The 13372-nt window shown below is 67.8% G+C and carries 15 protein-coding genes; 9 read left to right on the top strand and 6 right to left on the bottom strand.

Translation table 11 applies throughout. From position 1 onward, the window contains the following. Positions 1 to 28: 28 nt before the first annotated feature. Positions 29 to 991 (bottom strand): metallophosphoesterase, encoded by a 963-nt coding sequence (locus tag NI2_RS23805; RefSeq protein ID WP_067494510.1) that lies wholly within the window; start codon positions 989 to 991, stop codon positions 29 to 31. A 133-nt stretch (positions 992 to 1124) separates the two neighbouring features. Between NI2_RS23805 and NI2_RS23800 the strand changes: the two genes are divergently transcribed. After that, positions 1125 to 1589: a GatB/YqeY domain-containing protein gene (locus NI2_RS23800; RefSeq protein ID WP_067494932.1), complete on the top strand. Its 465-nt coding sequence runs from the start codon at positions 1125 to 1127 to the stop codon at positions 1587 to 1589. 52 nt (positions 1590 to 1641) lie between these two features. On the opposite strand, the gene NI2_RS23795 is transcribed toward NI2_RS23800, so the two are convergent. Continuing rightward, on the bottom strand, positions 1642 to 4020 hold the full coding sequence (locus NI2_RS23795) for a penicillin-binding protein (protein ID WP_067494507.1): 2379 nt from the start codon (positions 4018 to 4020) through the stop codon (positions 1642 to 1644). 371 nt (positions 4021 to 4391) lie between these two features. On the opposite strand from NI2_RS23795, the gene NI2_RS23790 reads away from it, so the two are divergent. Next, the gene (locus NI2_RS23790; RefSeq protein WP_019044565.1) at positions 4392 to 4715 is read left to right on the top strand and encodes a WhiB family transcriptional regulator; all 324 of its coding nucleotides are present in this window, start codon (positions 4392 to 4394) and stop codon (positions 4713 to 4715) included. Between the two features lie 99 nt (positions 4716 to 4814). Here the strand turns inward: NI2_RS23790 and bagB are convergent, their stop codons facing one another. Next, a complete protein-coding gene (gene bagB / locus NI2_RS23785) occupies positions 4815 to 5945 on the bottom strand; it encodes an ATPase BagB (RefSeq protein WP_067494504.1) in 1131 nt (376 codons plus the stop codon). Beyond that, entirely contained in the window at positions 5942 to 6979 is a 1038-nt protein-coding gene (gene bagA, locus NI2_RS23780) for an ATPase BagA (protein WP_067494501.1), read from the bottom strand. Before bagA ends, bagB begins: the two co-directional genes overlap by 4 nt. Before the next feature lie 59 nt (positions 6980 to 7038). Between bagA and sp36 the strand changes: the two genes are divergently transcribed. Genes sp36 through NI2_RS23770 form a run of 3 tightly spaced genes read left to right on the top strand, consistent with a single transcriptional unit; the run spans position 7039 to position 8468 of the window. Further along, positions 7039 to 7200: a Sp36 family protein gene (sp36, locus tag NI2_RS33975; RefSeq protein ID WP_110038224.1), complete on the top strand. Its 162-nt coding sequence runs from the start codon at positions 7039 to 7041 to the stop codon at positions 7198 to 7200. 2 nt (positions 7201 to 7202) lie between these two features. Continuing rightward, on the top strand, positions 7203 to 7664 hold the full coding sequence (locus NI2_RS23775; RefSeq protein WP_067494498.1) for a RidA family protein: 462 nt from the start codon (positions 7203 to 7205) through the stop codon (positions 7662 to 7664). A gap of 9 nt (positions 7665 to 7673) precedes the next feature. Further along, positions 7674 to 8468, top strand: coding sequence for an MBL fold metallo-hydrolase (locus tag NI2_RS23770; protein WP_067494495.1), 795 nt, complete (start codon positions 7674 to 7676; stop codon positions 8466 to 8468). Between the two features lie 163 nt (positions 8469 to 8631). Here the strand turns inward: NI2_RS23770 and NI2_RS23765 are convergent, their stop codons facing one another. Further along, entirely contained in the window at positions 8632 to 9306 is a 675-nt protein-coding gene (locus tag NI2_RS23765) for a Crp/Fnr family transcriptional regulator (protein WP_040703546.1), read from the bottom strand. Positions 9307 to 9463: 157 nt separating this feature from the next. Next, positions 9464 to 9691, bottom strand: a complete 228-nt coding sequence (locus NI2_RS23760; RefSeq protein ID WP_084457709.1) for a hypothetical protein — start codon at positions 9689 to 9691, stop codon at positions 9464 to 9466. Positions 9692 to 9940: 249 nt separating this feature from the next. On the opposite strand from NI2_RS23760, the gene nth reads away from it, so the two are divergent. From nth to NI2_RS23740, 4 genes are all read left to right on the top strand, one after another. Continuing rightward, the gene (gene nth / locus NI2_RS23755) at positions 9941 to 10621 is read left to right on the top strand and encodes an endonuclease III (RefSeq protein ID WP_133734152.1); all 681 of its coding nucleotides are present in this window, start codon (positions 9941 to 9943) and stop codon (positions 10619 to 10621) included. Beyond that, on the top strand, positions 10618 to 11262 hold the full coding sequence (locus tag NI2_RS23750) for a TlpA disulfide reductase family protein (protein WP_067494489.1): 645 nt from the start codon (positions 10618 to 10620) through the stop codon (positions 11260 to 11262). The genes nth and NI2_RS23750 overlap by 4 nt, the downstream gene beginning before the upstream one ends. Positions 11263 to 11278: 16 nt before the next feature. After that, positions 11279 to 12022, top strand: coding sequence for an NUDIX hydrolase (locus NI2_RS23745; protein ID WP_243750018.1), 744 nt, complete (start codon positions 11279 to 11281; stop codon positions 12020 to 12022). Positions 12023 to 12089: 67 nt separating this feature from the next. Next, the gene (locus NI2_RS23740) at positions 12090 to 13283 is read left to right on the top strand and encodes a MarP family serine protease (RefSeq protein ID WP_067494486.1); all 1194 of its coding nucleotides are present in this window, start codon (positions 12090 to 12092) and stop codon (positions 13281 to 13283) included. The last annotated feature ends 89 nt before the right edge of the window (positions 13284 to 13372 follow it).

Genomic DNA, 13372 nt, shown 5'->3' with positions numbered 1-13372 from the left:
CGAGACAAAAATCTTTCGGGGGACGACCTTAGCGGGCGACGGCCTGCGAAGCCGAGATGCCGTGTCCCGCATCGGCGGCCGGACGCTTCGGGGGCGCGCCGACGAGCGTGAGCAGGGTGGCTTCGGGGCGGCAGCAGAAGCGGTAGGGCGCCCAGGGGGAGGTGCCGATGCCGGCGGACACGTGCAGCTGGGTGTGCGCACCCCACTGCGACGGGCCCTTCACCCGCGACTTGTCGATACCGCAGTTGGTGACCAGCGCGCCGTAACCGGGCACGACCAGCTGACCGCCGTGGGTGTGACCGGCGAGCACCAGGTCGTACCCGTCCTCGGCGAAACGGTCTAGCACGCGCGGCTCGGGGGAGTGGGTGAGGCCGATGCTCAACTGCGCCAACTGGTTCGGCGCGCCTGCCACGGTGTCGTAGCGGTCGCGCTGCAGGTGCGGGTCGTCGACGCCCGCGGTGGCGATGCGGATGCCTGCGACTTCGAGGTCGCGGCGGGTGTGGGTGAGGTCGAGCCAGCCGCGTTCGGTGAACGCGGCGCGCAGATCCTGCCAGGGCAGCGGGTCACCGTAGACGCGGCGATGATCCTTGTCGAAATACTTCAGCGGATTCTTCGGAACCGGCGCGAAATAGTCGTTGGAACCGAACACGAACAAGCCGGGACGGGCCAGCAGCGCACCGAGGGATTGCACAACGGCGGGCACGGCCTTGGGGTGGGAAAGATTGTCACCGGTATTCACGACCAGGTCGGGTTCGAGGCGGTCGAGTTCGCGCAGCCACTGCTGTTTGAGTTGCTGACCCGGCATCATGTGCAGGTCGCTGAGGTGCAGAATGCGCAGGGTCGGCGACCCGGGTGCGAGCACCGGCATCGTGGCCTCACGCAGGACGAACGCGTTCCGTTCGATCAGAGTGGCGTAACCGATGCCTGCGACGGCGGCCCCGGCGGCTCCCAACGCGGTTCGGCGGACAGCGGTCGTCGAGATAACGGGCATTTGCCCAGCATAGGTGACCTCCTCCCGGATCGGCGCGTGTGTTTCCGCACAAGAGTCGGGAATTTCACCCGGATGTATCTGTCGGTGTCGAAATGTGATGGGAGTTTTCGGGCGTTCGGGCTACCGTGACCCCATGTCGGAACTGAAAGCACAGCTGCGCGCGGATATGACTTCCGCGATGAAAGCCAAGGACAAACTGCGTCTGTCGACCCTGCGGATGCTGCTCGCCGCGATCCAGAACGCCGAGGTCTCCGGAACGCAGGCGCGCGAACTGTCCGATACCGATGTGGTGGCCGTCCTGCAGAAGGAAGCCAAGAAGCGCAACGAGTCGGCGACGGTCTACGAGCAGAACGGCCGCGGTGAACTGGCCGCGAACGAGCGCGCCGAGGAAGCGATCATCGAGGAGTATCTGCCCACGCAGCTGACCGAGGCGGAGCTGGCCGAGGTGGCCGATACCGCCATCGCCCAGGTTGCCGAGGAACTCGGTGAGCGGCCCGGAATGCGGCAGATGGGTCAGGTCATGAAGGCCGCGACGGCACTCGCCAACGGCCGGGCCGACGGCTCGCGGCTGTCGGCGGCGGTCAAGTCGCGCCTGTAGACCCGAACGACAAGGGCCGCCGTCCTGACTGGACGGCGGCCCTTGTCGTGTTCTAACGCGGCACCGGGATCGGGATCGGTGGCAGACGCGGAATCTGCGGCAGACCCGGGATGGCCGGCGGCGGCGCGGCGGGCGGCGGCGTGGTCGGCACCGGCACCCGGACCGACCCGTCACTGATGTAGATCGTGACGACCGAACCCGGAATGGCCGAACCGTTCGGCGAGCTACCCATCACCGTGCCCTTGGGCTGCGAGCCGGGGCTGGTCACCGCCGACACCTGGAAACCGGCGCCGACCAGGATCGAGGTGGCCTCGCCCTGCGACTTGCCCGCGACATCCGGCACCTGGGAGTTGTTCGCGCCGCGCACGTATTTGTCGTCCAGCGGCGGCAGAGCGGGCGGCGGGAACCGGTCCATCACCGGCTTGATCGCGCCGAACCAGGTGCGGGCGGGCTCGTTACCACCGAACAGGCCGTTGGCGTCGCTCGCGCCGCAATTGCGCAGCGGGAACGAGCAGATCTCGCCGGGGGTCGGGCTGTCGCCGTACACGTAGACCGACGAGGCGAGCGAGTTGGTGAAACCGAGGAAGGCCGAGGAGCGGTGGCTTTCGGTGGTTCCGGTCTTGCCGGACATCGGCGCGTTCCAGCCGTTGGCCCGGGCCGCCGCGGCGGCGGTACCGGAGGTGTCGTCCTTGCTCATGGCGTTGGCGAGGGTGTTGGCCAGACCGGGGTCGACCACCTGCTCGCAGGCCTGCTGGGTGAGCGGCACGGTCTTGCCCTGCCGGTCGATCACCTCGCGGATCGGCGAGGGCGGGCACCACTTGCCGCCCGAGGCGAGCGTGGCGGCCACGTTCGACAGTTCGAGCGGATTGATGGCGAACGGGCCGAGGGTGAACGAACCCATGTTGTTGTTCTTGATGTGGTCGGCCAGGCTCGTGTTGCCGTGCCCGGAGGTGCCGGGCTGGGTGTAGGCGCGCATGCCGAGGCGCACGGCCATGTCGACCGCGGCGGAGACGCCGACGTCCTGGATCATCTTGACGAACGTGGTGTTCGGCGAGGTGGCCAGCGCGTCGGTGACCGACATCGAACCCGGGTAGTTGCCCGCGTTCTTCACACACCAGGAGTCGGCGGGGCAGCCGGGCGAGTTGCTGTAACCCAGGCCCTTGGCCGCGTACATGCTCGGCACGTCGACCTGGGCGTTGATGCCGAGGCCCTTCTCCATGGCGGCGGCGGTGGTGAACAGCTTGAAGATCGAGCCCGCGCCGTCACCGGCCAGCGAGTACGGCTGGCCGAGCAGCGTCTCGTTGGCGTCGCGATCGAGGCCGTAGGTGCGGCTCGACGCCATCGCCAGCACGTGGTGGGCGTCCTGACCGGGGGAGACCACCGACATGACCTCGGCGATGTTCTCGAGATCCGGCGGTGCGTGCTCGGTGACCGACCGCTTCACCGATTCCTGCAGCACCGGGTCGAGGGTGGTCCTGATCAGGTAGCCGCCCTTGTCGATCTGTTCGCGGCTGATGCCCGACTCGGCCAGGTACTGCAGGGCGTAATCGCAGAAGAAACCCTTGTCCTGGGCGGCGATGCAGCCGCGTGGCAGACCTTTGGGCTCGGGCAGCACGCCGAGTGGTTCGGTCTTGGCCTTGCGGAACTCCTCGGCTCGGCTCGGGATGTTCTGGATGAGCGTGTCGAGCACGGTGTTGCGGCGGTCGGTGACGCCCTGGACGTTGGTGTAGGGGTTCAGCTTCGAGCTGGACTGCACCATGCCCGCCAGCATCGCCGACTGGGTGATGTTCAGGTCGGCCGCGTCGACACCGAAGTAGGTCTGGGCGGCGTCCTGGATGCCGTAGGAACCGTTGCCGAAGGGCACCAGGTTCAGGTAGCGGGTGAGGATCTCGTCCTTGGACAGCTCGCGGTCGAGGGTGAGCGCCATCCGGATCTCGCGCAGCTTGCGCGCGGGGGTGGTCTCGATGGCGGCGCGCCGCTCGGCGTCGGTCTTGGCGACGACGAGCAGGTTGAAGTTCTTCACGTACTGCTGATCGAGCGTCGAGGCGCCCTGCTGCACCTCACCGGAGGACGTGTTGGTCAGGAACGCGCGCAGCGTGCCCTGCCAGTCGACACCCTTGTGGTCGGCGAAGCGCTTGTCCTCGATGGACACGATCGCCAGCTTCATGTTGTTCGAGATCCGATCGCTCGGCACCTCGAACCGTCTCTGCTCGTAGAGCCAGGCGATGGGTGTCCCGTTGGCGTCGACCATCGTCGACACAGCCGGGACGGTGCCCTCCACCAGCTCGGCTGACACGTTGTCGACGGCATCGGCGGCCCGGTTGGAGATGAACCCGAACCCACCGGCCAAGGGGAACAACAGCCCGGCGACTAGCACGGCGGCCAGCGCGCAGCTGCCGGCCAGCCTCGCAAGCGTTTGAGTGATCGGCACCGGTCCAGACTAAAGGGTGGCGTGTCGAGGGACACGGTCTGCTGGCCGACGTCAGTTGTCCGCCCGGTGCCAGGGGGGTTGCTCGGGCGTGTCAACAAAATGATCACATCGGCGTGTCGCGGCCGGGCACGCCGGTGAACAGCGCCGCTGCCGCGTCGACACGCGATTTGAATGGACGCCCGTACCAAAAAATCGGCGGCCGGTCTTGCGTAACGGCCATACCTTTACCTAGATTGAGAACCCAGTGTGATAGAGCTAACACTCAAAGTGGAATGTGGTGCGGAACGCAGCGGTAGTTGGGTTGCTGTGATCCGCGCTCGCGATTCTGGAGCGCCGCACAACGGTGTTCGGACTGCAAAGGGGCACATCAAATGCACATCACAACCCCCATCGCTCGACTGGATGTAGAGCAGGCCGAGGCAAGGATCGCTTGGGTTGCCCAGGCGCGATGCAAGGAAGTGGACCCGGATCAGCTCTTCGTGCGCGGTGCGGCGCAGCGCAAGGCGGCCACCATCTGCCGTCATTGCCCGGTATTGATGCAGTGTGGCGCCGATGCCCTCGACAACCGGGTGGAGTTCGGCGTGTGGGGCGGCATGACCGAACGCCAGCGACGAGCGTTGCTCAAGCAGCACCCCGATGTGACCTCCTGGGCCGACTTCTTCCAGGCTCAGCGCCAGCACCAAGTGGCCATCTGACACAGCGGATACCACAACGGCGCCGAGACCGCTGGGTTTGCGGGATCGGCGCCGTTGGCGGGTACTACCGCCGAAGCAAGCGATAGCCGATATGTCTGATTAGGAAGCGGCTTTGCCGGTCAGCTGATCGCCGACCGCACGCAAGGCGGTGAGGTCGGAGACCTCGAACGGCAGCGCGGTCACGGACACGATCCGGACCTTGGGATGCGCCCCGGTGAACCGGTGCAGCAGCCGTTGCTCCCGTTTGGCGGTGGCGACCCGCTCGGCATGGATACGCAACACCGAGGCGGTGAGCGGGTCGGTGTCGGCGAGCTGATCGGCGGCGGTGAGCGCGTGATCGCCGGACAGGCTCGTCAGCACGGGATGCGTTCGGTTGAGCACCAGACCGGCCAGCGGCATCTGCTCGGTCGACAACCGGTCGACGAAGAACGATGCCTCCCGCAGCGCGTCCGGTTCCGCCGCGGCGACGACGAGGAAATGGGTGCCCGGCTTCGCCAGCATCGCGAAGGTTCGTTCGGCCCGGTCCTGGAAACCGCCGAACAGCGACTCCAGCGACTGCAGGAACGTCGAGGCGTCCTTGAGCATCTGCCCGCCGACGATCGTCGACACCCCGCGCATGGCCAGGCTCATCGCCCCCGTGACGAACCGGCCGACACCGCGACCCGGCGCCATGATGAGCCGGATCATCTTCCCGTTGAGGAACGTGCCGAGCCGTTTGGGCGCGTCGAGGAAGTCGAGGGCGTTGCGCGAGGGCGGGGTGTCGACCACGATCAGGTCCCACTCCTTGCGTGCGGCCAGCTGCCCCAGCTTCTCCATCGCCATGTATTCCTGCGTGCCACCGAACGACGACGCCACCGTCTGATAGATCGGGTTGGCGAAGATCTGCTCGGCCTTCTCGGGGCTGGTGTGCTCGAGCACCATGTCGTCGAAGGTGCGGCGCATGTTCAGCATCATCGCGTGCAGTTCGCCCGGCACCTCGGGGCCCAGCTCAACGCGCTGCGGTGAGTTGTCGAGTTCGGCGACGCCGAGCGACTGGGCGAGCCTGCGCGCCGGGTCGATGGTGAGCACCACGACCTTGCGGCCCGACTCCGCCGCGCGCAACGCGATCGACGCGGCGGTCGTCGTCTTGCCGACACCGCCGGAACCACAGCACACGATGACCTTGGCCTGCGGGTCGGCGATGATCTCGGCGACATCGAGGGGAGGCGGGGTGGTCACACGGTCGTTCATCGCACTCCCTGCGCGGATAGCTGTTCGGCCAGTTCGTAGAGCCCGCCGAGATCCATGCCGTCGCTCAGCGCGGGCAGATGCAGCTGGGGGACATCGACCTCGGCCAGTTCGGCGGCGCTCGCGTCCTGGGCGGTGAGCATCGTCGCGTGGTCGGTCGCTTCGGTGATCAGGCCGGCGAAATCGTTGTCGGACAGGGTGATTCCGGCCTTGGTGAGACCGGCGGCGATCGCGGCGGTGTCGAGTTCACCGCGCACGGCGGCGACTCGGTCGGCGGGCGCGAGCTGACCGGCGGCCGCCCGGTTGACGATCACCGTGCCGATGCGCAGATCGTTCGCGGTGAGTTCGGCGACCGCGTCGGCGGTCTCCTGCACCGGCAGCGCCTCGAGCAACGTGACCAGGTGGATCATCGTCTGATCCGAATGCAGCAGCTTGGAGACGCCCTCGGCCTGCGAGGCGATCGGGCCGCCCTTGGCGATCTCGGCCATGGCCTGGGTGACGTCGAGGAACGACGCGATCCGCCCGGTCGGCGGCGAATCGACGACGATGTCGTCGTAGGCGGGCTTGCCGTCCTTGCCGACGCGCACCGCGCATTCCTTGATCTTGCCGGTGAGGATCACATCGCGCAGACCGGGCGCGATGGTGGTGACGAACTCGATGGCGCCCATCCGGCGCATCGCCCGGCCCGCGAAACCGAGGTTGTAGAACATGTCGAGGTATTCGAGGAAGGCGTATTCGGTGTCCAGCGCCAGCGCCACCACCTCGCCGCCACCGTCGGCGGTGGCGATCTGGGTTTCGGTGGGTGGCAGCGGCGGCCGGTCGAACAGCTGCGCGATGGACTGGCGGTTCTCGACCTCCACCAGCAGCACCTTGCGTCCCCCTGCGGCCAGGGCGAGGGCGAGCGCGGCCGAAACCGTCGACTTGCCGGTGCCGCCCTTGCCTGTCACGTAATGCAAACGGGCCTTGACCGCGCGCTCTGGCCACCCGGTCGTCGGCTCGGGAACCGAGGAAACCGGCTCTGCTGTTGGTGCTCCCACGTCGCCGAGCCTATAACCCGTTTCGCGGGGATGGTCGGGGTGAGCCCTAAACTCACACCATGAGTGAAGTCACCCTGTGGGAGTACGCGACCGTGCCGCTGTTGACGCACGCGACCAAGCAGATCCTCGATCAGTGGGGCGCCGACGGCTGGGAGCTGGTCACGGTGCTGCCCGGACCGACCGGCGAACAGCACGTCGCCTACCTGAAGCGGCGGAAGTAGTCGTGGCCACCGCGTGGAAGGACGCGCTCGACCGGCTCGGGGTCACCCTGCCGCCGGTCGCCGCCCCCGTCGCGGCCTACATCCCGGCGATTCGCACCGGTTCGCTGGTGTACACCTCGGGTCAGCTGCCGTTCGTCGACGGTGAACTGTCGGCGGTGGGCAAGGTCGGCGCCGAGGTCGATGTGGAGCAGGCCAAGGAGGCCGCGCGGCTGTGCGCGCTCAACGCGCTCGCCGCGGTGCACGATCTGGTCGGGCTCGACCAGGTCGTTCGAATCGTGAAGGTCGTCGGCTTCGTCGCCTCCGCACCGGGGTTCACCGATCAGCCGATCGTGATCAACGGTGCCTCGGAGTTCCTCGGTGAGGTGTTCGGCGAGGCGGGCGTGCACGCGCGCTCGGCCGTCGGCGTCTCCGAACTGCCCAAGAACACGCCCGTCGAGGTGGAACTGATCGTCGAGGTCGGATAGGTAGCCGTCATGGCACTGGAACATCCCGCGTACGGCCAGGTCAGGCAGGTCACGCCGACCGCGTCGGTGCTGCTGGCCGACAACCCGTCCCAGATGACGCTCGACGGGACGAACACCTGGCTGCTACGCGGACCCGGCAGCGACGACTACGTGGTCGTCGATCCGGGCCCGAAGGACAAGAAACACACCGCCGACATCGTCGCGGCCACCGGTGGGCGCATCGCGCTCACCCTCATCACCCATCACCATCCCGACCACACCGGCGGCATCGATCACCTGGTGAAAGCCACCGGGACGCCGGTGCGGGCGGTGGATCCGAAGTACCTGTGCGGCACCGTGACTCCGCTGGCCGACAGTGAGGTCATCGAGGCGGCGGGGCTGCAGATCACCGTGCTCGCGACGCCGGGCCACACCGGCGACTCGGTGAGTTTTCTGCTCGACGACGCGGTCGTCACCGGTGACACGGTGCTCGGCCAGGGCACAACGGTGCTCGAATCGTCGGGTGGTGCGCTCGCCGCGTTCCTGTCGTCGCTGGAGCTGCTGCTCGAGTACGGCGCGGGCAAGGCGCTGCTGCCCGCCCACGGTCCCGATCACCCCGATGCCGAGCCGGTGGTGCGGTACTACCTGAACCACCGCCGCGAACGGCTCGACCAGGTCCGGGCGGCACTGGTGGAGCTCGGCTCCGACGCGGGCGCTCTCGCGGTTGTCCGCAAGGTGTACGCCGATGTGGACAAACGCCTGTGGCCCGCGGCGCGGAGCTCGGTGCGGGCCCAGCTGGAATACCTGCGGGCCGAGAACGGCTGACCGCTTCCTGATCGCCGGCACCGCACGTGCCGGCGATCAGGTCGGGTGCGGTAACGCCGAAGTCCCGGCATGACGGAACCGCCGTGGTGTGGACGAGGCCCTCATCCTCATGAGCCACACGCAGCGGACCGCCGTACCGGGACGGCAGACGAATCTCCGAACGTCAGCGCGCGCGACGCGCGAGGCGCTCCGAATCCGAGATCAGCACGCTCTTGCCCTCGAGACGCAGCCAACCGCGATGTGCGAAGTCGGCGAGCGCCTTGTTGACGGTTTCGCGCGAGGCACCGACCAGCTGGGCGATCTCTTCCTGGGTCAGGTCGTGCGTCACGCGCAGCGCACCGGCCTCCTGCGTGCCGAAACGCTGTGCCAGCTGCAGCAGCGCCTTGGCCACACGGCCGGGCACGTCGGTGAAGATGAGGTCGGCGAGGTTGTTGTTGGTGCGGCGAAGGCGTCGGGCAAGCACGCGCAGCAGCTGCTCAGCGATCTCGGGACGCTGATCGATCCACGACTTGAGTGCGTCGCGGTCCATCGTGACGGCGCGGACCTCGGTGACCGTGGTTGCGGTCGAGGTACGCGGGCCCGGGTCGAAGATCGACAGTTCACCGAACATGTCGGACGGACCCATGATGGTCAGCAGGTTTTCCCGGCCGTCGGGGGAACGTCGACCGATCTTCACCTTGCCCGTCGTGATGATGTACAGCCGATCGCCGGGTTCGCCCTCGTTGAAGATGACGTGGCCGCGCGGAAAATCTACGGGCTGCAGCTGCTTGGCGAGCGCGGCCACCGCGGTGGGCTCGACGCCTTGGAAGATGCCTGCTCTGGCGAGGGCCTCGTCCACGAATGTGCTCCTTATGGGATATGGCTTGCGAACCTGGTCGAGCGAATCGACCAACAGCGCAGTCTACGCGGCATTACGGCAGCACAGTGACAGACACCACGTAAAGAGTGGATTGCGCGAGCCGCGACACTGTGTCGGCGGGGAATGAGGAGATGGTTCAGCTGGCCCGGGCGACGTCCATGTCCGGGGTCCGTGTGCGGCGCTTGCGCACCCGCGCGACCGCGGCGGGAAGCCCGAGCTTGGTCAGTTCTTTCACTTCGGCGTTGCTGGCGTTGTCCAGGTACTGCTGAACCTCTTCATCGGGTTCGAGAAGTTTGCGGAGCCGATTCTCGACCCGCTCCATCCCCAGCGCGAACAGCATCAACAGCACTGGGAAGAGCACCACAGCGAGTCCTTGCATGACAGGCAGTAAACACGGTCCAGGTCTCAGATGGAACACAGGTGCCCAACTCGGTCGCGCAATGTTGTCGGACCGGTTCCGTATGGTGGTGCGGTGCCCGTTTCCCCCGCAACCGCCGCCGCAGGCGACGCCGTTCCGGTGCCGGTGACCACCGGGATCACGGCGGCCCGCAAACGCAAGAATCGCGCTATAGCTGCGGAAACGCGGATCGGAACGGTCCGTCGTGCCCGCCGGATGAACCGCACGCTCGCCGAGGCTTTCCCGGACGCGCACTGCGAGCTCGACTTCACGACTCCACTGGAATTGGCGGTCGCGACGATCCTGTCGGCCCAGTGCACCGACGTCAGGGTGAACCTCACCACTCCCGCGCTGTTCGCCAAGTACCGGACCGCCCACGACTATGCCGAGGCCAACCGCGTGGAGCTGGAGGAATTCATCCGGCCCACCGGCTTCTACCGCAACAAGACCAGCGCGCTGATGGGGCTGGGCCAGGCGCTGGTGGAGCAATACGACGGTGAATTGCCTCACACCCTCGACCAGCTGGTGAAGCTGCCCGGCATCGGGCGCAAGACGGCCAACGTCATCCTCGGCAACGCCTTCGATGTGCCGGGTATCACGGTCGACACCCATTTCGGCAGGTTGGTGCGCCGCTGGGGGTGGACCGCGGAGGAAGACCCGGTGAAGGTCGAGCACGCGGTCGGCGAGCTGTTCGAGCGCAAGGACTGGACGATGCTCTCGCACCGGGTGATCTTCCACGGTCGCCGTGTGTGCCATGCGCGCAAACCGGCCTGCGGCGCGTGCGTGCTGTCCAACGACTGCCCCTCCTTCGGTGCCGGGCCCACCGATCCCGCCGTGGCCGCCGAGTTGGTGAAGGGGCCCGAGCGCGATCACCTGCTGGAAATGGCCGGGCTGTGAGTGAGGCGTCCCCGCTCGCCCGCCCCGGCGTTCGCTGGGTGCTCGCCGCACTGATCCTCGTCGTCGCTGCGACGGTCGCGCTGTGGCCGCGCGAGGATTCCGGCTCCACCGAAACTCGCAAAACTTCGCAACAGGAGTCGGGCGTGTCGGCCGCCGAACGTGCCGCCGCCGGTTTGACAGCCTGTCCCGTCGCGGCCCCCGGCACGTCGGGTTCAGGGCCGCTGGCCGGGCTCACCGTCGGCTGCCTCGCCGACGGGACCCGAGCCGACCTGGCCGCCGCCCTCGCGGGCAAGCCCGCACTCCTCAATCTCTGGGCCTACTGGTGCGGCCCGTGTGCCACCGAGCTTCCTCACCTGCAGGAATTCGCGCAGCGTGCGGGTTCGGCGCTCACCGTCCTCACCGTGCACAGTGATCCCGACGAGGCGAAGGCACTCGCCCGGCTCGCCGGTCTCGGGATCACCTTGCCCGGCGTTTCCGACCCGGCGGCCGCGGTGCGCGGCGCGGTCGGCGCCCCGCCGGTACTCCCGGTTTCGGTGTTGCTGCGCGCGGATGGCAGCGTGGCCAGTGTGGAGGTGCGAACCTTCGCCGACGTGACCGACATCGCCGATACGGTCGCCGCGAAGCTCGGTATCACGGTATGACAGACAGCGTTGTGTGGTGGCAGGCGAAGAGGATGACAGCGTGAACGGTGTGGCGAGACTGGACGACTCCGGGGTTCCGGCCTGGCTCCACCCGGCGACGAGGCACGGCGGCCCCGATGCCGACGACACCCTCGCCACCTCCCGTGCCCTGCGCCGCGCCATGTCGATCACCGGCAAACCGAGGCGAGCGGCGGTACTCGTGCTGTTCGGCGGCTCCGCCGATGGTGGCCCCGGCGCCCCACCCGCCGACGCCGAGGTGCTGCTCACCCAGCGCGCCTCGACCATGCGTCAGCACCGCGGCCAGGTCGCCTTCCCCGGCGGCGCCGAGGATCCCGGCGACGACGGCCCGGTCGGCACCGCCCTGCGCGAAGCCGTGGAGGAGACCGGCCTCGACCCGTCGGGCGTGCAGTCCTTCGCGATCCTGCCCACCCTGTTCGTACCGCCGTCGAAATTCGACGTCACCCCCGTGCTGGCCTGGTGGCGGGAGCCGAGCGAGGTGCGGGTCGTCGACCAGGGCGAAACCGAACGGGTGGTCCGGGTGCCGCTGAGCGAATTACTCGATCCCGCACACAGATTCATGGTGCGTGGCAGTCTCGGCTACCAGAGTCCCGCCTTCCAGGTCGACGGCATGCTGGTGTGGGGGCTCACCGGCGGTATCCTCGCCGGCATCATCAAAACTGCTGGGTGGGAACGAGACTGGGATCGGGGCGACGTGCGTGATCTGGAGAGCTCGCTGGCTGCGGTCGGAATGACCCTGTGAGCGCGCGGCACATCGGCACAGCCGCCATCGCCGTCAGGTCGGAGCCGAACGTCTGTGAGGCGCAAGCATGAGCGCCTCGGTGTGGCTCGATATCGCGGTGGTGCTGATCGCGCTGGTCGCGGCGTCCACCGGGTGGCGGCAAGGGGCGGTGGCCTCGGCGCTGGCGTTCTTCGGCGTCGCGCTCGGTGCCGTCGCGGGCATTCTGATCGCACCGCACATCCTCAAGCACCTCAGTGAAGGCCGCAGCCGGGTACTCGGCGGCATCCTGCTGATCGTGCTGCTGGTGATCGTCGGTGAGGTCGCGGGCATGGTCCTCGGCCGGGCCGCCCGCTCCGGCATCCGGCATCCGTTCGCGCGCAGCGTCGACAGCGGTGTCGGCGCGGTGCTGCAGGCACTCACGGTGCTCGTCGCCGCCTGGCTGATGGCATTGCCCCTGGCCACGGCCTCCCAACCAGGTGTGGCTGCCGCCATCAACGGTTCCCGAGTGCTCGCCGACGTGAACGCCGTTGCCCCCGCCTGGTTGCGCAAGCTGCCCAACGAGTTCTCCAAACTGCTCAACACCTCCGGGCTTCCGGATGTCATCGGACCGTTCGGCCGCGCGCCCATCGCCGCTGTCGAACCCCCCGACCCGAGCGTTCTGGCCAGCCCCGTCGCCGCGTCGTTGCAGCCGAGTGTGCTGCGCATTCGTGGTGTCGCCCCGAGCTGCCAGCGAGCGCTGGAAGGTTCCGGCTTCGTCGTAGCACCGGAGCGCGTGATGACAAATGCGCACGTTGTCGCCGGAACTACGAGCGTGTCGGTCGATACCGCACGCGGACCGCTCGATGCCAACGTTGTGCTGTTCGACCCGTCCAAGGACATCGCGGTCCTCGCGGTCCCCGGCCTGACTTCGCCGGTGATTCCGCTGGCACCCGCGGCAGCGGCGTCCGGCGAGAGCGCGATTGTGCTCGGTTACCCCGGCGGTGGGCCGTACACCGCCAGCGCGGCCCGCGTCCGCGAAACCTTGGACCTGACCGGCCCGACGATTCATCGCGACGGAACTGTCGAACGCGAGGTCTACACAGTTCGCGGCCAGGTCCGCGCAGGCAACTCGGGCGGCCCCCTGGTCGACACCGAAGGCCAGGTACTGGGCGTCGTCTTCGGCGCCGCCGTGACCGACGACGACACAGGCTATGTACTGACTCTCGACGAGGTCGCCACAGAGCTGGCAGCCGCCGGCGGCAGTCAGGCTTCAGTCGACACAGGAGCCTGCGTCTTGAGCTGAGGCGGACAACTGGAAGCTCGCTAGGTAAAGCCCTGAGTGATGCGCGCCCGGGTGGGATTCCCAGCAGTCGGCCATGACAGCATTCCCAG

This window comes from Nocardia ignorata NBRC 108230, assembly GCF_001612905.1.
Taxonomy (GTDB): domain Bacteria; phylum Actinomycetota; class Actinomycetes; order Mycobacteriales; family Mycobacteriaceae; genus Nocardia; species Nocardia ignorata.
The sequence above is the reverse complement of the archived record's forward strand: the minus strand, read 5'-3'. Positions and strand labels throughout refer to the sequence as shown.

What these genes read in the sequence shown, in the direction of transcription:
- nth (WP_133734152.1), top strand. Translation starts at nt 9,941, where the DNA reads ATGAACCGCACGCTCGCCGAGGCTTTCCCGGACGCGCACTGCGAGCTC.
- NI2_RS23740 (WP_067494486.1), top strand. Translation starts at nt 12,090, where the DNA reads ATGAGCGCCTCGGTGTGGCTCGATATCGCGGTGGTGCTGATCGCGCTG.
- bagB (WP_067494504.1), bottom strand. Translation starts at nt 5,945, where the DNA reads ATGAACGACCGTGTGACCACCCCGCCTCCCCTCGATGTCGCCGAGATC.
- NI2_RS23790 (WP_019044565.1), top strand. Translation starts at nt 4,392, where the DNA reads ATGCACATCACAACCCCCATCGCTCGACTGGATGTAGAGCAGGCCGAG.
- NI2_RS23805 (WP_067494510.1), bottom strand. Translation starts at nt 991, where the DNA reads ATGCCCGTTATCTCGACGACCGCTGTCCGCCGAACCGCGTTGGGAGCC.
- NI2_RS23800 (WP_067494932.1), top strand. Translation starts at nt 1,125, where the DNA reads ATGTCGGAACTGAAAGCACAGCTGCGCGCGGATATGACTTCCGCGATG.
- NI2_RS23770 (WP_067494495.1), top strand. Translation starts at nt 7,674, where the DNA reads ATGGCACTGGAACATCCCGCGTACGGCCAGGTCAGGCAGGTCACGCCG.
- sp36 (WP_110038224.1), top strand. Translation starts at nt 7,039, where the DNA reads ATGAGTGAAGTCACCCTGTGGGAGTACGCGACCGTGCCGCTGTTGACG.